This is a genomic window from Sulfitobacter sp. CB2047 (assembly GCF_000735125.2).
Classification (GTDB): domain Bacteria; phylum Pseudomonadota; class Alphaproteobacteria; order Rhodobacterales; family Rhodobacteraceae; genus Sulfitobacter; species Sulfitobacter pontiacus.
Genome location: NZ_CP072614.1, coordinates 138,079 through 159,108, shown reverse-complemented (window position 1 = coordinate 159,108; position 21,030 = coordinate 138,079). Strand labels below are relative to the sequence as shown.

The following is a 21,030-nucleotide window of genomic DNA, read 5'->3' as shown; positions in this document are numbered from 1 at the left end:
CATATACGCGCAAACCCGCGCCACCTTGCCCGAATCCTCAGCCTCAACTATACTCCTGCCCTATACGCATAATGCGAGAGGGTGTCATGGGCCGTGTCAAAGTAAATCTTACATTGGATGCCAGCGTCGCCGAGACGGCGCGCGCGCTTGGGCTGAACATGTCGCGGTTGGCCGAGGCCGCGATTTCGGACGCCGCCAAGGCAGAACGCAACCGCCGCTGGCGGATCGAGAACCAGCAGGCGCTGGATACCTATGCGCAAGAGGTAGAGGCCGAGGGCCTGCCGCTTGAACGCTTTCGCAGTTTCTAGGGCGCGTTATGGCGCAGTTTGATGTGTACCGGCTTGCGGGCGGACAGCTTGTGGTGGATCTGCAAACCGACCTGATTGGCATCGACGCCTCGCGCGTGGTGGCACCGCTGCGCGAGGCGGGGCGGTACGCTGCCTTTCCCGGTCTGACCCCGCAGGTAGAGGTCGACGGCACCGCATGGATCGTGCGGGTGCAAGAGCTGGCCGCCGTGCCCGGCACCGCGCTGCGCGACAAGGTGACCTCGCTTGAGGCAGAGCGCGATGCGTTGAAGCGGGCCTTGGATATCCTGATCGACGGGCTGTGACACTGCCCGCGGCTTACGGTTCCCCGCGGGGAACCTCGCCCACATCTTTCGGCACCTGATACCCTTTGATCACCGCGTCGCGGGCACGCAGTGCTTTGTACCAGCGCAACACATTGGGGAATTGCGTCAGGTCCACCCGCTGCCATTCATAGCGCGCGACCCAGGGCCAACAGGCCATATCCGCAATCGAGTAGGCGCCGCAGATGAAGTCCTGCCCCTCGAGCTGTTTGTCGAGCACGCCGTAAAGCCGCTGGACCTCTGTCGCATAGCGGGTTTCGGCGTAGGGGGCCTTGCCCGGGTTGAACTGCAAGAAGTGATGCGCCTGTCCGGCCATCGGGCCCAAGCCCCCCATCTGCCACATCAGCCATTCATGCACCTTGGCACGTCCGATCGCATCGCTCGGCAGGAATTTTCCATATTTATCAGCGAGATACCACATGATCGCGCCGGATTCCATCAGGCAGAGGCCGTTGTCATGGTCCTTGATCGCGGGGATCTTGTTATTGGGGCTGATTTTCAGGAAGTCGGGCGCGAATTGGTCGTCCTTGGTGATGTCGATGGGGTGGGCGGTATAGGGTACGCCCAACTCCTCCAGCAGGATAGAGACCTTGCGGCCGTTCGGGGTGGTCCAGGTATAGAGGTCGATCATTGCGGCGTCCTTCGGCTTGCGTCAGGGGGGAAAACGGGTTGCTATGCCCTTGGTATAAATCAGCTTGCGCGGATCACAAAGGCGCAGATCGGGGGGATGATGGAGAGGAAGATTGCACTGGTTACCGGCGGGGGCAGCGGCGTCGGGCGCGCCTGCGCCGCGGCGCTGGCAGAGGCGGGATTTACGCTGGTGCTGACGGGACGCCGGATGGCCCCGCTAGAGGAGGCCCGCGCCGCGTTGGCGGGGGAGGGGCATCTGGCGATCACCGCGGATGTCGGGGTCGAGGCGGATGTGCTGGCGCTGTTTGACCAGATCGAGGCGCAGTTCGGGCGGTTGGACCTGCTGTTCAACAATGCGGGCGTCAACGCCCCCGCGGTCGAGATTGACGACCTGTCGCTGGACGACTGGAACGCCATTGTGGCCGCGAACCTCACGGGGTCGTTTCTATGCGCGCGCGCGGCCTTCGGGTTGATGAAACGGCAGTCGCCCAAGGGTGGGCGGATCATCAACAACGGGTCGATCTCTGCCCATGTGCCGCGCCCGTTCTCGGCACCCTATACGGCGACGAAACATGCGGTGACAGGGCTGACGCGGTCGCTGTCGCTGGACGGGCGGGCGCATGACATCGCTTGTGGTCAGATCGACATCGGCAATGCCGCCAGCGAGATGACAGAGCAGATGGCCCAAGGTGTGCTGCAACCGGATGGGTCACGTCGGGCGGAGCCGCGCATGGATGTAGAGGATGTGGGCCGCACGCTGGTCTATATGGCAAGCCTGCCACCCGGCTCAAACGCTATGTTCGTGACCGTGATGGCGACCAAGATGCCCTTTATCGGGCGCGGCTAGGGGAGGGGCCCCGCCCACGTAAAAACGAGCGGGCGGGGTGTCGATATGTGGCTCTAATCCGCTGTTTAGAGCCTACTTCTTTGCCGCATCGCGCAGTTTCGTGATCGTGGTGCGGGTAGAGATCTGTTCGGGGTTGGTAACCAGTTCAATCAAGGCCGGGCGACCGCTGGCGCGGGCACGTTCAAACGCGGCGGCGAAGTCGGCGGTTTTGGTCACGCGCTCCGCATGCGCGCCGTAGCCCTCGGCCATTTTGCAGAAGTCCTGATTGATCAGCGTGGTGCCTGAAATGCGTTCGGGGTGGTCGCGTTCCTGATGCATGCGGATGGTGCCGTAGATGCCGTTGTTGAACAGCAGCACGATCGGCGTTGCCCCGTATTGCGCGGCGGTGGCGAGCTCTTGCCCGCTCATCATGAAGCCGCCATCGCCGACGAATGACAGCACCAGTTGATCCTTATGCGCCAGCGCTGCAGAAACGCCCGCCGGAACGGAATACCCCATCGCGCCACAGGTCGACCCAATGATGCGCCCCGGGCGGCCAAAACGCAGATAGCGTTGCGCCCAGCCGGTGTGGTTACCCGCGTCCAGCGTCACGATTGTATCTTGCGGCAGGCTGTCGCGGATCTGGCAAAGGGCGACGCCCATGTCGAGCTCCCATTCCGCGCCATTGGGGCTGTCGGTGTCGGTCAGGTAATCGCCATGCAGCTTAGCGCACCAATCCTGCCAATCGTCGGCGCGGCCCAGATCAAGCTCACCAAGCGCCGATGCCGCAGCGGCGGGGGAGGCGGCAAAGCCGAGGTCGGGGGAATAGACGCGGCCGATCTCGTCCGCGTCAGGGTGCAGGTGCACCAGACGGGTATCGGGGTTGGGCGATTGCAGCGTGGTGTAGGTCTTGGTCGTCATCTCGCCCAAGCGGGCCCCGATGACGATCAGCAGGTCGGCCTCTTTCTGGTGGGCAAAAAGCGCCGGCGCGGTGGAGGTGCCGAAATCGCCCGCAAAGACGGGCGACAGGTTGTGCACGATATCCTGTCGCCGGAAGGAGGTGGCGACGGGGATGTTGTTGGTCTCGGCAAAGCGGGTGATCGCGGCGGCGGCATCCTCGGTCCAGCCGGAGCCGCCAAGCAGCATCAGCGGGCGTTTGGCCTGTGCGATCTCGTCTTTCAGCGCGTCTACATTTGCCGTGGAAAGCTGAGCCTGCGTGGCGGTATAGGGCCGCGCATCGGCGACTTCGACGATATCGGTGAGCATGTCTTCGGGCAGGGCGATGACAACCGGCCCGGGCCGGCCAGAGGTGGCGACGCGGAAAGCGCGGGCCATATATTCAGGCACCCGCGACGCATCGTCGATCTGGGTCGCCCATTTGGCGATAGGGCCAAACATGGCGCGGTAGTCGACTTCCTGAAACGCTTCGCGGTCGGTGGTGTCGCGGGCGATCTGGCCCACCAGCAGGATCATCGGCGTGCTATCTTGTTGCGCGATATGCACGCCAATGGCGGCGTGGCAGGCGCCGGGGCCGCGGGTGACCATGCAGATGCCGGGGGTGCCGTGCAGCTTGCCGTAGGTTTCGGCCATATTCGCCGCACCGGCCTCGTGGCGGGCGTTGATCAGGGTGAACCGGTCTTGCACGTCATGCAGCGCGTCCAGCACCTCGAGGTAGCTTTCACCGGGCACGCAATAGGCGGTGTCGGCCCCGTGGATCAAAAGCTGGTCCACAAGGACCTGTCCGCCGGTCCGGCGTTTGAGGGGGGCGTTCTGGGTCATTGGTCGGGCTCCGTCCATGTCATCTGGTATTTTCGATTGCCGAAGATGCAGCACGCCGGGGCGGGTTTTGCAATGCCGTTAGGGAAACATCGGCGTTGAAAAAAAATTGACGGATGGAAACGTATCCCGCACACTCAACCATGACGAAAGTGGTGGGTAGTTTTGGCGGATGGTTCTCATAAAACTCTAGGATTGCAGCTAAATGTCATCGGGCCGTTCGATTTGCGGCGCACCGATGGGTCACGTGTCACCATCACCTCGAAGAAGGCGCGCGCTGTGTTGGCGATGTTGGCGGTCGCCCCCGGTGGCAGGCGCGAAAGACGTTGGTTGCAATACAAGCTATGGAGCGAACGCGGAGAGCGTGAGGGTGCGGCGAGCCTGCGCCAGACGCTGTCTGCCCTGCGCCGTGCGCTTGCCCCGATGGGCGATGTGCTGCAAGCGGATCGCACCACGGTCACGCTGTCGCTGAGCGAGGTCGCGGTAGATGCGCTTGAGCTTTCGTCAGTGGCGCAGCGGTTGCCGGGGCAGGCGGAGTTCCTTGAAGGGCTTGATATCAGGGACCCTGAATTCGACAACTGGCTGCGCGAGCAACGCGCCTTCTGGTCCCGCCAGCTAGAGACCTCGCAGGGCGGTACCGACCCATCAGAGGTTGACTTCGCCCCGCCGCTGGATGTGCCTTGTGTGACACTCATGCCCTTTGCCAGTGCCGAGCCGCTGACCCCTCAGGCGCAAGAACTGGCAGAGCAGGTGTTGGACCAGCTGGCGCGGCATCGTTGGATCAGCTTTATGGATTGGGCCGTGCACAGTGGCCGCAGCGCCGCCGGTGCCGCGCGGCCTGCGACGGCGAATTACGTGGTGACCGGCCAGTTGCGCCAGAGCGGCGGGCGGTTGGTCTTGATGGTGGAGCTGACGCATCTGACCACGGGGCAATCGGTGAAACGTGCGCAGTTTACCGCGCCGCTGGCCGATGCTGCCGATATCGGGGCGGGGTTTGCCGCCGTCGCGCGGGATATGGCGATCGAGGTGGCGGGGAATTTTAGCTGTGCCTTGGCGCAATCCTACGAACAGCGGTCCCAGTCGCGGCCGGCACAAAGTGACGAGGCGCTGGTGTGGCAGGGGCGTTGGCATATCAACCGTCTCACCCCCGAGGATTTCGAGAAGGCGCAGGCGATCTTCGAGGATATCATCGCGCGCAACCCCGGTCATATAGAGGCCCATGTCTATCTTGCGCTGACCACGCTGTGGCGGGTCTGGACCTGCCGCGCCGATCCGCGTGACATCAAGCTGGCGCGGCGACAGGCGCAAAAGGCGATCAAGCTGGATGTGTCGGACGGGCGGGGCTATTGGATCGCGGGCTGTGCGGAATGTTGGCTGGGCAACAAGACGGCGGCTGTGCATTACACGGACGAGGCGATCCGGCTGTGCCCCTCGCTGGCCTTTGCCCATGACCAGCGCGGCACAAATCTGGCCTATGATGGCAACCCCCTGGCCGCGCTGGAGGCGCTGGAACACGCGATCCGCCTGTCGCCCCACCACCCGCAGCGCTTCTGTTTCGAGGGGGAGACAGCGCTTGCCGCGCTGCTGGCCGGGGATCTGTCGGCCGCGTTGCAGCACGCGGATCACGCCTTGTTGCTGCGCCCCGCCTATTGGTACGCCCATATGGTCAAGGTTCTGGCGCTGCACCGCATGGGCCGCCCCGACGCCGTGGCGCGTGCCAAGCGCGAGTTGTACGAGTTCGAGCCCCGTTTCAACCGCAGCTATATCAACTGGCTTCCCTTTTCGGACCGGTCGCTGAACGCGCGTATGATTGAAGAGATGTTCTAGGTACGGCGCGCCGGCTGGTGATCCCCCGGGGGGCCTTTGCAGAAGGCATCCGACGCATGACGAAATATGCAGAAAACTACGCTGGTATCCGGCAAGCGCAGGCGGAGGAGCGGGCGCATCCCTCTGATCTGGGAACGCGGCATTTCACGCTTGATGCGCTGAACGGCAGTTGGGTCGCACAGCTGCAAAGCCGGATCACGCAAGGGCTGATGAAACATGGCGGGCTGCGCCTGATGCAGCGGATTGCGCCGGTGGTGCGGTTGGGGCCATATCACTTTGTCACGCGCCACGCTGATATTGTCGCGGCATTGCATCGGCCCGATGTGTTCGGCGTGCCCTTTGGCCCCGAGATGGAAGAGATGGCAGGCCCGCCGGTGTTTGCTTTGGGCGATGATGCACAGACCCATGCCGCGCAGATGGCGATTTTGCGCGATCCTTGGGCGGCGATTGATCCGGTGACCCATGTGCGCCCTGTGGTGCGCCGCGTGACCGAAGCCTTGCTGGAGGATAGCGGCGGGCAGATCGACATGGCGCGCGATGTCTTTATGCGCGTCACGGCAGAGGCCTGTCTGAAGACCTTTGGCATCGCGGCACCGAGCGCGGAAAACTTTGCCGCGTTTTCGGCGGCCTGTTCCTCGCTGATCTTTGCCGACCCCTCGGGCACGCCTGCGGTGCGTCGGCAGGCGATGATCGGGGCCAAGCGCATCTGCGATCTGCTGGATGCCAGCATCGACGCCTATGCCAATCTGTCCGCCGACGAACGGGCGGACCCCGCACAGGCGGGTTTCTTGCAAGGGTTGATGGATCAGGTCGCGCGGCAGGGCGATGGCGGGCCGGTTTGGGAGCAGTCGGACAAAGACACCGTGCGGGTGATCCTGTTCGGGGTGATCACCGGCTTTGTGCCCACCACCGCGCTTGCGGCGGGCAAGATACTCGATCAGATGCGCCGCAAGCCGGACCAGTTCCATCAGGCGCTGCGCTGTGCCGCGCGGGCCGAAGCCGCCCCCGATGACCCGCAGGCCCGCTTGGCCCTGCGTGACATATTGTTCGAGATCGCCCGCTTTAACCCCTCGCTTTTTCCCGGCCAGTTCCGCCTGCGCAAAGAGGCCGGCGATACCCAGGGCCTGCCCGAGGCGCTGCGGCGGATCAAACCCGGTGCCGTGGTCATTCTGGCAACAGCGCAAGCCCTGCATGATCCGCGGGTGGTGAAACACCCCAACCGCTTCATGCCCGGCGAAGGGTTCCTGGCCAAGGACGGCACCGCGCTGCCGGATCTGTCCTTTGGGTTGGGGATGCATCACTGTCTGGGGCACGAGATGGCGCATGAGATCATCACCGAGGCATTCCAGATCATCCTGTCGCGCCCCGGCATCGCCTTTCTGCCCGAGCGGCCAAAGTTCTATGGCCCCTATCTGGGCCGCTTGCGGATGCGGTTCGACATGGTGGAAGGCCACGCGGCACAGTCGACGATCGTGGCACCAGTGCCCTTGAAAGAGGGTGTGGATATAGAGGCGCTGCGCGCGGTCTTGGCGGGGTTGCAGGAGGAGACATCGGATTTGAAGCAGGGGCTTGAGGGCACGGGGATCGTGCATTTCGCAAGCCTCAATCTGGTCAATCTGGGGGCCGAGACGCGGCTTGATGCGCGGCCCACGCATCTGCTGGCAGAGTTCAACACCGATGGCATGCCGCGGGACGCGCTGGCGCGGCTGGCACAACGGATCGACGCGCCCTGTTCGACCGTGCTGCCGTTTCTGAAAGATGCGCAGGGCGGGTTTATCGCGGCGGTGCGCGCGCATTTGCTACACCCCGATACCAAGCCCTGGGGCACCATCGGGGTGAACTTCAACGGCACCGAACATATGCCCGTACGCCAGATCGAGGCGGAGAAAAACCTGTATGACTGGGCCGAGGCGCAGGTGCGGCAGCGCGCAGCCGAGGGGACCACGGACCCTGCCGATCTGGTGGCCGATATCCGCAGACAGATGCAGGAGGACCCTGCGAAAGCGGCGCTGCTGTACCGCCCATCCCATCGCTATCCGCGCTTCTCGCGGCACAAGGATTTCCCCTTCTCGGGGTTTATCGCGAAATATGCGGGGCTGGGGCTGAAGCCCTTGGCGGTCTTTGCGCTGCTGGCGTTGGTGCTGCCTGTGGGGCTGGTCGCCTTTGGTCTTGTCAGTCTGCTGCAGGCGGCGGATGTCTATGTCTCGCTTTGGATGGTGCCGCTGTTGCTGGCACTTACGGTGGCGGGCGGGGTGCTGGCGTGGTTGCGGCGGGTCGAGACGCGCGAGGCACCGGATGACCGCTATGCGCCTCATGATCACGTCGCCGCCGTGCAAGCGATGGAGGATCTGCCCGGCTATGCGCAGAACCACATCACCTCGGTCAGTGCCTTGAAGCCCGGCCTGCTGCGGCGGCTGACCACGGCGCTGGCGTTTCACATCATCAAATATATGAAAATCCTGTGGTTCCGCCCCGGCTTTGTCACCGATTTCGCCACGATCCATTATGCGCGCTGGTACTGCCCCAAAGGCAGTCAAAAGCTGATCTTTCAGGGCAATTACGACGGCAGCTGGGAAAGCTACCTAGAGGATTTCATCACCAAGGTGCACCGCGGCCAGACGATGGCGTGGAACAACTGCGTGGGGTTTCCGCGCAGCCGGTGGTTTTTTCTGGATGGGGCGCAGGACGGTGACAGGTTCAAACGCTGGGTTCGGCGCCAGCAGGTGCAGACGCAGGTCTGGTACAGCCGCTTTCCGCAGCTGACCACAGGGACGATCCGCACCAATGCGCTGGTGCGCGACGGGCTGGCGCGGGCGCTGACCCATGACGAATATCGCGCGTGGGCCACCCTATTCTACACCGCGCCGCGCCCCGCCGATGCGATCGAGACGGACCAGGTGCAGACCTTGCTGTTCAACGGGCTGGGGCGGCATCCGTTGATGACCGCGCGGGTGCTGCGCTTTGACACGGGGCAGGGGGGCAAACGCCTGATCGCGCAATTGCTGCAAGAGGCGCGCAATGCCGAGACCCCCGGTGCGCCCTGGGATGCGCGGCTGAGCTTTGGCGACGCCTATCCCGATTATCCGGCGCATTTCATTGCCCTGTCCTCTGGCGGGCTGTCGCTGCTGGGGTTTCCCGACACGCCCCACGACGGGCGCGCGACGTTGCCCCATGCCTTTGCCAGCGGCATGGCGGCACGGGCGCGGGTGTTGGGCGATGCGGGCACGCCCGCCGATCCCGCCCGCTGGCGGTGGAGCGACGGCGCCGCGCACGCTTTGCTGCTGTCCTATGCCCGCGATCCTTCGGAGCAGGCGGCGACCGACGACACGCTGACCGTGATGTTCGAGCAATATGGCATCGCGGTGGACAGTATCGTGCGGGCGGATCTGCAACGCCGCGGCTTGGCCCATAGCGACGGGTTCGGCACGCGTGACGGTATCTCGCAGCCGATCATGCGCCACACCCAGGCCTTTGCCAAAGGTAAGGCCGCGCCGGATGATGTGGTCGGCGCGGGGGAGTTCATCCTGGGGTATCCCGATTCCCGGGGCTACCTGCCGCTGGCGATCACCGTGCCCGCCGATACGCCGGCGGCGCAGGGGCTGTCGGCGGTCGAGCGGCCGGTGACGGATCTGGTGCCGCGCTTTGGGCGGCTGCATCTGGGGGACCAGCGTGATTTTGGCCGCGGCGGGAGCTTTCTGGCGGTGCGGCAGATCTTGCACAATGACAAGGCTTTGAAGGATTTTGTGGCGGCCAAGGCGCGCGGGCTTGAGGCGCGACATCTGCCGAAAAAGGGCATCGCGGATGCGATCCGCGAGGATATTCAGGCTGACATCAGGATCCGGCAGGGCGACCGCATGCCCGGCGACAAGGATATCGTGCTGGGGGATATGCAACGCGGGCAGATGGATCATTCGCCCTATGGCGATGTGCCTATGGGGCCGGATGCACGGCAGATCTGGATGGAGCAATGGATCACCGCCAAGATCATCGGTCGGTGGGCGGACGGCAGTTCACTGGCGCGCAACCCGTCGGTGTCGCGCAGCCTGCGCAACCGTGCGCGCTATCACGCGGTCGTGCGTCGCTATGTCGGGGTGCGCCTCAAGGCATTGCAAGCCGCGACGGACCAGCGCCCTGCAACCGACGGCCATCTTGTTGCGCTGCAGCAGTTCCTTGACCGGACACGCACGCCAAGGGGAAGCGGCCGTTTGGGCGTGCATGGCGGGCTGAGCATGGATGAGACGATCTGGACGACGCAGGGCTGGGCCGCGTTCAACGATGCCTTGTCAGAGCTGGAGCATGAGGTCGGCCCCCTTGGCATACCACGTGATCTGCTGCGGCCGGTGATCCCCGACAATGATTTCCGCCATGGCGAGGACGACCCCTTGGGGCTGTATTGCCCGATCGGGTCGCATATCCGCCGCGCCAACCCGCGCGACAGTTTCCGCCCCGGTCACGAGATCACATTGCAGATCAACAACCGCCATCGGCTGTTGCGGCGGGGCCGGACCTATAGCAGCGCGTTTGACGCGCCGCAGGACGCAGGCTTGATCGACGCGGGCTGGGTGCGGCGCGATACCGAGACCGTACCGCCGGTTGAGCAAGAGGAAGGCACCTTCTTTATGTGCTTTAACGCCAATATCGAACGGCAGTTCGAGTTCGTGCAGCAGACCTGGATCAACGCAGACGGGTTCCACGGCGGGCGGCATGGGCCGGACCCTTTGATCACGCCGAAACAGAAGGGTGATACGTTCATTATTCCGGGGTCGGAGGAATCGCTAGCACTGGATATGTGCCCGATGTCCCGCGCGGAAGGGGAGGGGGGCGCACAGCCTGCGCCCGTGGATTTCACCCGAACGGTGGCGGGGGGGTACTTCTTTATGCCAAGCAAACAGGCGCTGGCATATCTGTCGCAACTATAGGTTAGGCCCCTGAGCGTTTAGCGATAGAAAACCGCCTGATGCGTTCTTTTTTCACGATTTTTTCACGGAGCGCCGCGCAAAAATTTACGGTACGTTTACGGTCGATTTTTAACCTTTCTTAACCTGCTGCGATTTCGGCAGGCACCCGCCCGCTTGGGGCTATTTAGAAAGGGCATTGAAATGAAACTTTACATGCAATTGATGACAACGACCGCGCTGGCGCTGAGCGTCGCGGCCTGCGGGTCATCGAACGGGGTCGACAAGGTGATTGATGTGACAGACATCACCGAAGAGGCGCAGGCCAAACGGACCTTTGCAACAGACGAGGATGGTGATCCGGTCGATGCCGGTGCAGCGATTGCGTCCGGCAAGACGCTGACCGCGCGCGCCGTGGGCGTCGCCTTGCAGAACCTGAACTATCACACCGGGGAAACCAGCACGACGACTGATGTCACCGCGTCGATCAAGCGCAATAATGATGGCGCGCTGACCGTGACCATCGACGGCGAAGAGCTGGCGTTCACCCCTGCCGACGTGAATGGCGAAGGTGACGGCTACGAGGTCGAAGTGGATGGCAAATTCGCCGGGGTCTATAACTTTAATGGTCCGGTCGAAGAACTGCTGACGGCGGGCAATGGCTTTGCCCAGGTGGTAAGCATTTTCCGGACATCCGAGAACGCCGAAGGTCACGTCTCCGGCGACAGTACCTTTGCGATCTTTGGCACAGAGACGGCGGATGAAGATCTGAAGGATCTGCCAAAAGCCGAATATACGGGCCGGTCGCGGATCAATGTTGTGCCAAACAGCGGCTTCGAATCGAACAGCGAAAGCCGGTACAAGGTGCGTAGCGAGATTGCGATGACGGCAGACTTTGGCGCCGGCGAGATCTGGGGCACCATCGGGAACACCACCATCGAAGACCCCGAAGACGGTGAACGTGACGCCGTTGAAGGGACCATCGCGATGGATAAAACCACGTTCGATAACAACGGTTTTGCCGGGACATTGACGGCAGATGCGGACTTCATCAGCGATATCGACGTCAATAGCGCCGAAGGGACGTACTCCGGTGCGTTCTATGGGCCAAACGCCGAACAGGTTGCCGGTGCGCTGACATTTGGTATCGGCGCTGACGACGGGTCGCTGAACGGGAACGGCTACTTCTCGGCCGACAAAGTCGACTAAGGTCGACGAAAAAGGGATAGAGAAGCGTCGATCAAATTACGGGTCCCGCTTCTCTGGGCGTGGGCATGACCTCAAGCCATGCCTGCGTCTCCCCATTATTTCATGTGGGAGACGCAGTGCAGAGTTCAGGTTTCACGCCGATTTAACTGCTTGAGGGTTAATCCATGAAACATCTTCTTTTTGCCGCCCTGATGGGCGTTCTTTTGGCGTGCCAATCGCCCGGACAGGCGCAGGCCGCGACACCACAGGATTATCTGGAACAGGGAAACTATGACGCCGCGCGGGCCAGTCTGGCGCAGTTGGTCAAGGGGGATCCGAACGGGCCGCTGCATCAGGCCTATCTGGAAGGTCAAATCCTGATGCGCCAGAACCAGCCTGCGGCGGCGGTTGATCTGTTTCGCGATCTGGTACGCATCGCGCCCGATTATGAACCCGCAAGACGAGAGCTGACCCTGCTGCTGGCCTATCGCGGTGATGTGACCGCGGCGCGCTATCATGCGGAACGGTTGGTCGCGGAAACCGCCGACGAACAGCTGCGCGCCGGATTGCAGACCTTTATCCTGAACAACACCTCGCGCAAGCCCGGCGGCTTTGCCCTGCGGTTCGCGCTGTTGCCGTCGTCGAACCAGACCCGCGGCAGTGCCGAGCAGGAGATCCTGATTGGCGGGGTGCCGTTCACGTTGAACCCTGCGTCGCGCGCGTCTTCCGGGGTGGGACTGGCGATTGGCGGCACCGCGTGGCGGCGCTGGCAATGGAATGAAAGATGGTCCGGCGTGGGCACCGCCAGTCTGGATGCGAAATTCTACGATTCCGCGCTGAACACGGAAACCACGGCCGTCGCACGGTTCGATGTCATTCGTGGCGGGCAGCGGGGGCGGTTCTCTTTCGGGCCGATTGCCGAGCTGAGCTTTTCTGATTCAGACATCGTGCGACGCCGGTGGGGGGCGGAGCTGCGCGGCGCCTATCAGCTGCGTCCGCGTGATCTGGTGTCGGGTGCGCTTCGGTTTGATCGGCAGACCTATGACCAAAGCCCGTTTCGGGACGGGCACCGGATGCGGGCTTCGGTCTCGTACCAACATCGGTTGACGCCGACGCTCGGGCTATCCTTCGGCCTGTCGCAGCTGCGCGAGACGACACAGCGCGCGCATCTGGATCACCATGAAACCGGCGTGTCGATGGGGATCGACAAACAGTGGAAATCGGGCCTCTCGACCGGAGCGATACTGGCATACGAACAGGACAGATACGACGGCATCTTCCCCGGCACCACGACCCCGCGCGAGGATGACACCACCAGCCTCACCTTCACCGTGCAGCACAACAAGGTGCAGATCGGGAAATATGTGCCGCGCATCACCTATACCTACACGCGGGCGAAATCGAATGTGGCGTTGTTCGACTATGACAGCCACGACATCGGGGCGAGTCTCTCGCTCAAGTTCTGACGTGGGGCGGGCAGCCTGATGGTGTGCCCGTTCCTGCAAACACCAAAGAGACGGCCCGAATATCCTGACAAAACACAGGTTTGCGGGCTATTCGGGCATACCCTTGCCGTAAAACTTTCAAAAAGTTGGATTAATTCGCCTGCCTTACCTTGCGGCGCCTCGATCCGAGGTGCAGAAAGACGCCATCTACGCGGTGGTCTGCAAAGCAAGGGAGACACGTATGAAAGACTGGAACGCTTTGGCGAGCGCGCTGTATGACGGCAGCTTTCGCCCCATGTTCATCAACGGTAAATGGTGTCCGGCCCAATCGGGCGCAGAGATGGATGCGCGCAATCCGGCGAACAGGTCTTTGCTGGCGACTGTACCGCAGGGGGGCGCGGCGGATATTGATGCCGCCGTAAAAGCCGCCCGCGCGGCGTTCGAGGGGCCTTGGGCCAAGTTCACCCCGTTCGAGCGTCAGGCGCTGCTGCTGCGCATCGCCGACAAGTTCGAGGCAGAATGGGAACGCCTGTGCCTGTCGGACACGTTGGATATGGGTATGCCGATCCAGCGCACGCTGGCCAACAGCCGTCGCGTGTTGGGGATGTTGCGGTTCTATGCGGGGCAGGCGGTGATGATCCACGGCCAGACGATCCCGAACTCCTTCCCCGGCGAGATTTATTCATCCACCGTGCGTGAACCCGTGGGCGTGGTCGGGGCGATCATCCCGTGGAATGCGCCAATCGCCGGTTCCGTCTGGAAGATCGCGCCCGCGCTGGCGACCGGCTGCACCGTGGTGTTGAAACCGTCCGAGGAGGCGTCGCTGACCGTGCTGATGATCGCGCGGTTGATGCAAGAAGCGGGGCTGCCCGACGGGGTGCTGAATGTGGTGACCGGATTGGGGGCCGATGCCGGTGCCGCGCTGGCGGCGCATCCGGATGTGGACAAGATCGTGTTCACCGGCTCAACCGCCACCGGTCAGGCGATTGCCCGCGCGGCAACGGGCACGTTGAAACGCGTCTCGCTTGAGCTGGGGGGGAAATCGCCGGTCATCGTCTGCAAGGATGCGGATATCGACAAGGCGGTGCCGGTCGCGGCCATGTCGGTCTTTGCCAATTCGGGTCAGATCTGCATCGCCGGATCGCGGTTGTTTGTGGCGCGCGAGATCCATGATGAATTCACCCGCCGCGTGGCGGAGTTTGCCGCAGGGCTGAAGATCGGGCAGGGGATTGATGAGGGCACGGATATCGGGCCCATCATCTCGGCCCGTCAGGCCGAACGGATCGCCGGTTTCCTGTCGGACGGTCCGGCCGAGGGCGCAACGGTTCTGACCGGCGGGCAACGCGCCGAAGGGGCGGCTCTGGAGGGTGGGCATTTCATCCAGCCCACCGTTTTTGGCGGCGTCACCGACGACATGCGCATCGCCCGCGAAGAGATCTTCGGCCCCGTGATTTCCGCGCTGCCGTTCGATGATCTGGACGAGGTCGTGACACGCGCCAATGACACGCCCTATGGGCTGGCTGCTGGTGTATTCTCGACCAATCTGGGGACGGCGCACAAGCTGGCGCATCGGCTGAAAGCAGGGTCCGTCTGGGTGAATATGTATCACGCCATTGATCCAGCAGTGCCCTTTGGCGGGGTCAAGATGTCGGGTTATGGCCGCGAAGGCGGGACCGAGCATCTGGAAGAATATCTGGACACCAAAGCGATCTGGATCAACGCGGATTAAACCGCGCTGCGGGACAAAGGGAGGAACGCGATGAAAGTTGGCATTATCGGTGTCGGTCTGATGGGCCACGGCATTGCGCGGAACGTCTTGCGCAAGGGCAAGTTCGAACTGGGCTTTCTGGATCACCCCGGCAACCAGCCGGTAGACGAGATTACGGGCCTTGGCGCGGTGGCGTATGACACGCCTGCCGCGCTGGCGGCGGTGAGTGATGTGATCATTCTCTGCGTCACCGGATCGCCTCAGGTGGAGGCGATTGTCACCGGCGATCACGGGCTGGTGTCGGCGGTGAAACCCGGTGCGGTGGTTGTCGATTGTTCGACCGCGCTGCCCGACAGCACCCTGCGTATGGGCGACGCGGTGCAGGCCGCAGGCGGGGCCTATCTGGATGCGCCGATGACGCGCACGGCGAAACACGCCCATGACGGGGCGTTGAACCTGTTGGTCGGGGGCGACGCCGCGGTGCTGGAAAAGGTCCGACCCGTTCTGGCGAGCTTTACCGATACGGTCGACCACGTCGGGGCGCTTGGCCACGGGCACCGGTTGAAGCTGCTGCATAATTATGTGTCGGTCGGGTTCATGACCCTGCTGGCCGAGGCCGCAGCGCAGGCCGCTGATGCGCAGATCGATCCGCAGGTGTTCGTGGATGTTCTGGCTGGCGGGGGCGGGGCCAGTGTCGCGCTGGACCGCCTTGCCCCCTATATCACGCAAGGCGACCGCGAAGGGCTGCCCTTTTTCGTTAGCAATGCACAAAAAGACATCGACTATTACCGTGCCATGTCGACCGCATCGGGGGCGCAACAGACCGTCGCCGATAACGTCTCTGCCGCGCTCGCCCGAACGGTCGAGGCGGGGCATGGTCAGGCCTATGTGCCCGAGCTGGTAAAGTTGTTCCGGAAATCCGCGCAGGGCTAAGTCAGCGTTGCGCGGTGCCACGAGGGCTGCATCTTGTCAGCTTTGGTGGGTTTAGATAGCACATCCACAAGGTTACTGGGAGGTTACCATGAAATTCAATCTGACACATTTTGCGGCCGCAAGCGCCTTTGTCGCGCTGGCGGGTGCCGCCGCCGCGCAGACCGAGATCAAGATCGGCTATGCTCTGGCCCCCGACAGCCACTACGGCGTCGCGGCGCAGAAATTCGAAGAGGTCGTGCTGGCGGAGACCGGCGACCAGTTCAGCTTCAAGCATTTCCCGTCTTCGGGTCTGGGCGGCGAACGCGAAGTGATCGAGGGGCTGCAACTGGGCACCATCGAGGCAACAATCGTGTCCTCGGGCACGCTGGCGAACTTCGTTCCCGCCACCGGTGTTTTTGACATTCCGTTCCTGTTCAGCGGGTTGGACCACGCCCGCGCTGTGCTTGACGGGCCCATCGGTCAGGAAATTCTGGGCGAGTTCGACACTGTCGGTCTGCACGGTCTGGCATGGGGCGAACAGGGCTTTCGCCACATCACCAACAACCGCAACGCGATCCACACGCCTGCCGATGTCGAAGGGCTGAAGATCCGTACGATGGAAAACCCCGTGCACCTCGCCGCCTTCGACGCCATGGGGGCCGCCCCCACGCCGATGGCCTGGCCCGAGGTGATTTCGTCGTTGCAGCAAGGTGTGATCGACGGTCAGGAAAACCCGCTGTCGGTGATCGTTTCTGTTAAGCTGAACGAAGTTCAGAAATATCTGACCCTGTCGGGCCACGTCTATTCGCCCGCGATGCTGCTGGTGTCCAAACCTTTCTGGGACGGGCTTGACGACGATCAGAAAGCCGCGATGGAGAAAGCTGCAACTGAAGCGGCTGCCGCGATGCGGGGCTATGTCGACAACGTGGAAACCTCGGGTGTGGAAACGCTGAAAGAGCGTGGCATGGAAGTGAACGCCCTGTCCGCCGAAGAGAAAGCCGCGTTTCAGGCGTCGATCAAATCGGCCTATGAAGGCTACTATGACACCTACGGCCAAGAGCTGGTCGACTCGATCGTAAACTTCGAGTGAGCAATACCGCCGGCATCCAACGGGTGCCGGCGACATCGGGCGAGGGGAAGCCGTGAAGAGACTGGAAACCATTTTCGTGGCGTTGAACGGTTGGGCGCTGATCCTCATGCTTTCGGCAATGACGCTGGTCGTCGGTGCCAATATCACCCTGCGGTATGTGACCGCGCATTCGCTGCCTTGGGCGGATGAGGCGGCGCGCTATCTGATGATCTGGATGACCTTTGGCGGCGCGGGACTTGTGTTGCGCACCGGCGGGCATGTCGCGATCACCAACCTACAGGATGCGCTGCCCAGCATGGGGCAAAAGCTGCTGCGGGCGGGGATTGCCTTGGGGCTTTTGGTCTTTTTCGGTTTCATGGTCTACGTCGGCATCCAATATGCGCAGCGCATGCAGTATCAGGTGACGCCCGCACTGCGGATGCCCTTCCTGTATGTCTACGCCGCGATGCCGGTCGGATTTGCGCTGCTGATCGCCCACCTGCTGCTGATTGCGCGCCCCTTCATCATGGCGGGGGATTACAAACGTATGGATGGGGCCACCGCCGATCCGCTGCCCGGAGGCGCAAATGGCTGAGATCCTTTTTCCCGCGCTTTTCGTACTGCTCGCCCTGGGTCTGCCCGTGGCCTTTGCGATGGCGATATCCGTCTTTGTCGCGCTGAGCTTCGGGTCGTCCTACCCCAACCTCGTTGTGGTGAAAGAGATGTTCTCGGGCCTTGATAGTTTCCCGCTGCTGGCAGTGCCGTTCTTTATACTCGCGGCAGAGATCATGACCGGCGGGGCGGTGACCCTTGCGATGCTGCGCTTGGCACAATCGCTGGTGGGGCATCTGAAAGGGGGCTTGGGTCATGCGAATGTCGTCAGCTCTGCCATGTTCGCGGGGATCTCCGGCTCGGCGCTGGCCGATGCTGCGGGGCCGGGGACGATGATGATCCGCATGATGGAGAAGGGCGGCTATGGCCGTGCTTATGCCGGTGCGCTCACCATCTCGAGCTCGGTCGTGGGGCCGATTATCCCGCCGTCGATCACGATGATTATCTACGCCATGCAGGATCAGCAGGTATCGGTCGGGTCGCTGTTCATGGCGGGTGTGCTGCCGGGTATTCTGATCACCGCAGCGGTGCTGCTGGCCAACGCGCGGGTCAGCCACAAACGCGGCTATGCCAGCGGCGCGCCGATGCCCCCCTTGGCCGAGATCGCGCGGATCGCGCTATACGCGCTGCCCGCGCTGATGCTGGTGGTGCTGATCGTCGGCGGTATTCGTTTCGGCGTGTTCACCCCGACCGAGGCGTCGGTGATCGCGGTCTTCTACGCGCTGTTCGTCGGCATGTTCGTCTACCGGTCGCTGCGGGTCGCGGATCTGCCCGCGATCATCCTGCGCGCGGCCCTTGTGTCGGGGGCGGTGCTGTTGATCCTTGGCGCGGCGCGGGCCTTTGCCTGGGTGTTGATCATCGAAGGCGTGCCGCAGTTTCTGGCAGAGACGATCATTGCCTGGGATCTGTCGCCGATTGTCTTTTTGCTGGCGGTGAATGCGCTGTTGCTGGTCTTTGGCCTGTTCATGGACCCGCTGCCCGGGGTGATGATCCTTGTGCCGATCCTTGCGCCGATCAGCTTTGCGCTTGGGATCGACCCGGATCACTTCGCGATTATCGTGATTGTGAACCTGACCCTTGGTCTGACCACACCGCCGGTGGGAAGCCTGATTTTTGTCGTCTCGTCGGCGGTGAACATCAAGCCATCGGCCCTGATCAAGGAAATGCCGCCGTTCTTTATCGCATTGATGGGGGCGTTGCTGTTGATCACCTTTATCCCTGCGCTGTCCACGTGGTTGCCGACGCTCAGCGGGTTCTAGGGGAAACTGTCCTTTGATATCGGGTTGTTTGCCAAGGATAAAACCCAATTTAACCGTGCCTTAAGCAAAATAAACTTTCCCAGATTCGTGAAGTGTGGTCATGTTGGGGAAAAAGTTGGGCAGGCAATGACAATAACTTATGCAGCAGCGCGCAATGCGCCGATGTTGGCGTTGGAAGATGAACGTGTCCTGTTAAAGGATTGGCAGGTCAGCAAAGATAAGTTCGCGCTTGAATCCTTGGTGCTGTCCCATGCGCGTATCGTGTTCTACTGGGCGCGTAAGCTCAGCGATGATCAGGCCGAACGCGAAGACCTGATTTCCGAAGGGATACTGGGGCTGATCCACGCCGCCGATCTGTTTGATCTGGATCGGGACGTGCGGTTTTCAACCTATGCGAAATGGTGGGTCAAGAACGCCACGATGACCGCCCGCAACCACCTGCGCGCCATTGTCGAGACTCCGGCGGGCGTGCAGAAAACAGTGCAGCATTCCATTGACGACGATGACAGTTTTGCACTGCTGGCCTCGGAAGACCCCAACCCCGAAGAGGCCGTGATCGCGCAGTCGTCGCAAACCCTGATCCGCGCGCGACTGCTTGAGGCGATGGAACGGCTTCAACCGATGGACCGCGAGGTGCTGCGGGCGCGGACCTTGCAGCAGCCCCCCGAAAGCATTCAGGATCTTGCCACGCGGATGGAGGTCACCCCCGCCAAGCTGCGCCAGATCGAACGCCGCGCGATGTCGCGGTTGAAGTATGAGCTCGCGGCGCGTGGCGTCATGACAAGCAAGATGCACTGAGATGAATGTCGCTTTATCCGCATTGATGACGGGGCAGGCTGGCGTAAAAGCCGGCAAGGGCTCCAGCGCCGTACCCGAAGGGTTTGCCGCGCTGATGGGGACCGTCGCAATTGGGGAGGCAGGCGCTGCGGTGCCGCCCTTCACTCTCGGCCCCGATGGTGAGCCTATTCTGCTGGGTAGTGACGATTCCACCCCCGAAGGGATGTCAGATGTGCTGGGGCTTTCGCTGACCACAGAGCAAGCGGGCGATCCGACGGCCCTGTCGATGGAAGCCTCCTTCACCGGTCTGATGTCGGCCGCCCAACCGACGGGCGAGGGGGCTACCGCTCAAGCAACGGGGGCGGTGACCACCGCGACCACGGTCAGCGCCCCCGCAGTCGCTGTGCCACAGGCATCCGTACAAGGTGTCGCGGGCGAAACTGACCCCCAGTTGCCGTTGGCCGCGCCGACATTGGCCGCTGACGCGGTAGCGGCCAATGTGACGCAATCCGCTGTTAAGGTCGCGCCCGAAACGGCTGCACCGGCGGCGCCATCCCCTGTCGAGGCGAAAGCCGATGTCAAAATCGCGGTACCCGCACCGCAAACCTCTGTTGTGCCGCAGCCCGTTACTGCCCCCGCGACACCAGTAGCGGCACAGCAACCAATCGCTGCCACGGCAGAGGTTCAAAGCGTTGCGCAAACGCAGGGGGTGGCGGGGGTGCAACCTGTCCCTAAACCGCAGGTTAGTGACAAGGTTTCGACCCCGCCGCGTGCAGCACCCCAAGCCGCGGCCGCGGCTGAGGGAACCGCCCCGCCAGAACCATCGATCGACGCGGATACGCCCGTCGCGCCGTTGCGACAGGCCGCTTTCGGGGCAGAGCAGCCGACCTTCTTGAACGCAGGTCAGAATGGCGCAGCCGCACAGGGCAAAGCGCCCGTTGATGTCACCGCGACCTTCCGGCCCGCCGAGGTGGTTCAGGCGCAGCCCGTCGAAAGCAACGCGCTGATCCTCGCCGACCAAGCGAGCGATCTGAAAGCCGCCGCGCCAAGTGCCGAGACGCAGGCCAAACCTGCACCGAAACCCTTTGCCGATGCGCTGATCTCGCAAGTGAAGGCCGTCGAGGCGAAAGAGGGCCGCACCTCGGTCAGCTTGCATCCGCGCGGGTTGGGGCAAATCGAGATCGAGGTCGTCACCGACAAGGATAGCGGCACCCGCGTTGTTGTCCGTGTCGAAAACCCTGCCGTGCTGCAAACGCTGCGTGATGAACGCCAGCTTTTGGCGCAGGGGCTCGGGTTTACCGATGCGGGCAGCTTTGAATTCCAGCAGGGGTTCTCGGACGACGGTGCGCGCGATCAAAACCGCTCTACCGCGGGGTTCGGTGGGGGCATTGATGACGGCGCAGGCCCTGTGACCGCTGGCGTTCAGCACAAAAATGTGGTGGATGACGGACAACTTGATATTCTCACCTAAGGGGGTG

The 21,030-nt window shown here is 62.7% G+C and carries 16 protein-coding genes; 14 read left to right on the top strand and 2 right to left on the bottom strand.

Features of this window, described 5'->3' with window-relative positions:
* Nucleotides 1-86: 86 nt before the first annotated feature.
* Nucleotides 87-308, top strand: a complete 222-nt coding sequence (locus tag IV89_RS16895; protein WP_037966680.1) for a type II toxin-antitoxin system CcdA family antitoxin — start codon at nt 87-89, stop codon at nt 306-308.
* Between the two features lie 8 nt (nt 309-316).
* Complete coding sequence (locus IV89_RS16890; protein WP_009824373.1) at nt 317-610, top strand: CcdB family protein; 294 nt, start codon at nt 317-319, stop codon at nt 608-610.
* Nucleotides 611-623: 13 nt separating this feature from the next.
* Here IV89_RS16890 and IV89_RS16885 read toward each other — a convergent pair whose 3' ends face one another.
* The gene (locus IV89_RS16885; protein ID WP_037942000.1) at nt 624-1,259 is read right to left on the bottom strand and encodes a glutathione S-transferase N-terminal domain-containing protein; all 636 of its coding nucleotides are present in this window, start codon (nt 1,257-1,259) and stop codon (nt 624-626) included.
* A 96-nt stretch (nt 1,260-1,355) separates the two neighbouring features.
* Between IV89_RS16885 and IV89_RS16880 the strand changes: the two genes are divergently transcribed.
* Nucleotides 1,356-2,105, top strand: coding sequence for an SDR family oxidoreductase (locus tag IV89_RS16880; protein WP_037942002.1), 750 nt, complete (start codon nt 1,356-1,358; stop codon nt 2,103-2,105).
* 72 nt (nt 2,106-2,177) lie between these two features.
* On the opposite strand, the gene IV89_RS16875 is transcribed toward IV89_RS16880, so the two are convergent.
* Nucleotides 2,178-3,863 (bottom strand): thiamine pyrophosphate-binding protein, encoded by a 1,686-nt coding sequence (locus IV89_RS16875; RefSeq protein ID WP_037942005.1) that lies wholly within the window; start codon nt 3,861-3,863, stop codon nt 2,178-2,180.
* A gap of 192 nt (nt 3,864-4,055) precedes the next feature.
* On the opposite strand from IV89_RS16875, the gene IV89_RS16870 reads away from it, so the two are divergent.
* The 11 genes from IV89_RS16870 (at nt 4,056) to IV89_RS16820 (ending at nt 21,023) form a co-directional block, all read left to right on the top strand.
* Nucleotides 4,056-5,687: a hypothetical protein gene (locus IV89_RS16870; protein ID WP_037942006.1), complete on the top strand. Its 1,632-nt coding sequence runs from the start codon at nt 4,056-4,058 to the stop codon at nt 5,685-5,687.
* A gap of 56 nt (nt 5,688-5,743) precedes the next feature.
* Complete coding sequence (locus tag IV89_RS16865) at nt 5,744-10,606, top strand: cytochrome P450 (protein ID WP_152553137.1); 4,863 nt, start codon at nt 5,744-5,746, stop codon at nt 10,604-10,606.
* Between the two features lie 192 nt (nt 10,607-10,798).
* Complete coding sequence (locus tag IV89_RS16860) at nt 10,799-11,791, top strand: transferrin-binding protein-like solute binding protein (RefSeq protein WP_235183700.1); 993 nt, start codon at nt 10,799-10,801, stop codon at nt 11,789-11,791.
* Between the two features lie 164 nt (nt 11,792-11,955).
* Nucleotides 11,956-13,236 carry a surface lipoprotein assembly modifier gene (locus tag IV89_RS16855; protein ID WP_037942009.1) on the top strand — a complete coding sequence of 427 codons (1,281 nt, stop codon included), beginning with the start codon at nt 11,956-11,958 and terminating at the stop codon, nt 13,234-13,236.
* Nucleotides 13,237-13,456: 220 nt separating this feature from the next.
* The gene (locus IV89_RS16850) at nt 13,457-14,944 is read left to right on the top strand and encodes an aldehyde dehydrogenase family protein (RefSeq protein ID WP_037942011.1); all 1,488 of its coding nucleotides are present in this window, start codon (nt 13,457-13,459) and stop codon (nt 14,942-14,944) included.
* Between the two features lie 30 nt (nt 14,945-14,974).
* The gene (locus IV89_RS16845; protein ID WP_037942013.1) at nt 14,975-15,856 is read left to right on the top strand and encodes an NAD(P)-dependent oxidoreductase; all 882 of its coding nucleotides are present in this window, start codon (nt 14,975-14,977) and stop codon (nt 15,854-15,856) included.
* Between the two features lie 88 nt (nt 15,857-15,944).
* A complete protein-coding gene (locus IV89_RS16840; RefSeq protein WP_037942016.1) occupies nt 15,945-16,925 on the top strand; it encodes a TRAP transporter substrate-binding protein in 981 nt (326 codons plus the stop codon).
* Between the two features lie 52 nt (nt 16,926-16,977).
* Nucleotides 16,978-17,499, top strand: coding sequence for a TRAP transporter small permease (locus IV89_RS16835; RefSeq protein ID WP_037942018.1), 522 nt, complete (start codon nt 16,978-16,980; stop codon nt 17,497-17,499).
* Nucleotides 17,492-18,775, top strand: coding sequence for a TRAP transporter large permease (locus IV89_RS16830; RefSeq protein WP_009824360.1), 1,284 nt, complete (start codon nt 17,492-17,494; stop codon nt 18,773-18,775). The genes IV89_RS16835 and IV89_RS16830 overlap by 8 nt, the downstream gene beginning before the upstream one ends.
* A 126-nt stretch (nt 18,776-18,901) precedes the next feature.
* Nucleotides 18,902-19,573, top strand: a complete 672-nt coding sequence (locus IV89_RS16825) for a sigma-70 family RNA polymerase sigma factor (protein WP_005849004.1) — start codon at nt 18,902-18,904, stop codon at nt 19,571-19,573.
* Nucleotide 19,574: 1 nt separating this feature from the next.
* Nucleotides 19,575-21,023: a flagellar hook-length control protein FliK gene (locus tag IV89_RS16820; protein ID WP_037942020.1), complete on the top strand. Its 1,449-nt coding sequence runs from the start codon at nt 19,575-19,577 to the stop codon at nt 21,021-21,023.
* The last annotated feature ends 7 nt before the right edge of the window (nt 21,024-21,030 follow it).

Excerpts from the sequence above, each read along its gene's own strand:
- IV89_RS16880 (WP_037942002.1), top strand. The coding sequence starts at position 1,356 with ATGATGGAGAGGAAGATTGCACTGGTTACCGGCGGGGGCAGCGGCGTC.
- IV89_RS16860 (WP_235183700.1), top strand. The coding sequence starts at position 10,799 with ATGCAATTGATGACAACGACCGCGCTGGCGCTGAGCGTCGCGGCCTGC.
- IV89_RS16865 (WP_152553137.1), top strand. The coding sequence starts at position 5,744 with ATGACGAAATATGCAGAAAACTACGCTGGTATCCGGCAAGCGCAGGCG.
- IV89_RS16845 (WP_037942013.1), top strand. The coding sequence starts at position 14,975 with ATGAAAGTTGGCATTATCGGTGTCGGTCTGATGGGCCACGGCATTGCG.
- IV89_RS16855 (WP_037942009.1), top strand. The coding sequence starts at position 11,956 with ATGAAACATCTTCTTTTTGCCGCCCTGATGGGCGTTCTTTTGGCGTGC.
- IV89_RS16890 (WP_009824373.1), top strand. The coding sequence starts at position 317 with ATGGCGCAGTTTGATGTGTACCGGCTTGCGGGCGGACAGCTTGTGGTG.
- IV89_RS16895 (WP_037966680.1), top strand. The coding sequence starts at position 87 with ATGGGCCGTGTCAAAGTAAATCTTACATTGGATGCCAGCGTCGCCGAG.
- IV89_RS16820 (WP_037942020.1), top strand. The coding sequence starts at position 19,575 with ATGAATGTCGCTTTATCCGCATTGATGACGGGGCAGGCTGGCGTAAAA.
- IV89_RS16885 (WP_037942000.1), bottom strand. The coding sequence starts at position 1,259 with ATGATCGACCTCTATACCTGGACCACCCCGAACGGCCGCAAGGTCTCT.
- IV89_RS16875 (WP_037942005.1), bottom strand. The coding sequence starts at position 3,863 with ATGACCCAGAACGCCCCCCTCAAACGCCGGACCGGCGGACAGGTCCTT.
- IV89_RS16850 (WP_037942011.1), top strand. The coding sequence starts at position 13,457 with ATGAAAGACTGGAACGCTTTGGCGAGCGCGCTGTATGACGGCAGCTTT.
- IV89_RS16830 (WP_009824360.1), top strand. The coding sequence starts at position 17,492 with ATGGCTGAGATCCTTTTTCCCGCGCTTTTCGTACTGCTCGCCCTGGGT.
- IV89_RS16840 (WP_037942016.1), top strand. The coding sequence starts at position 15,945 with ATGAAATTCAATCTGACACATTTTGCGGCCGCAAGCGCCTTTGTCGCG.
- IV89_RS16825 (WP_005849004.1), top strand. The coding sequence starts at position 18,902 with ATGACAATAACTTATGCAGCAGCGCGCAATGCGCCGATGTTGGCGTTG.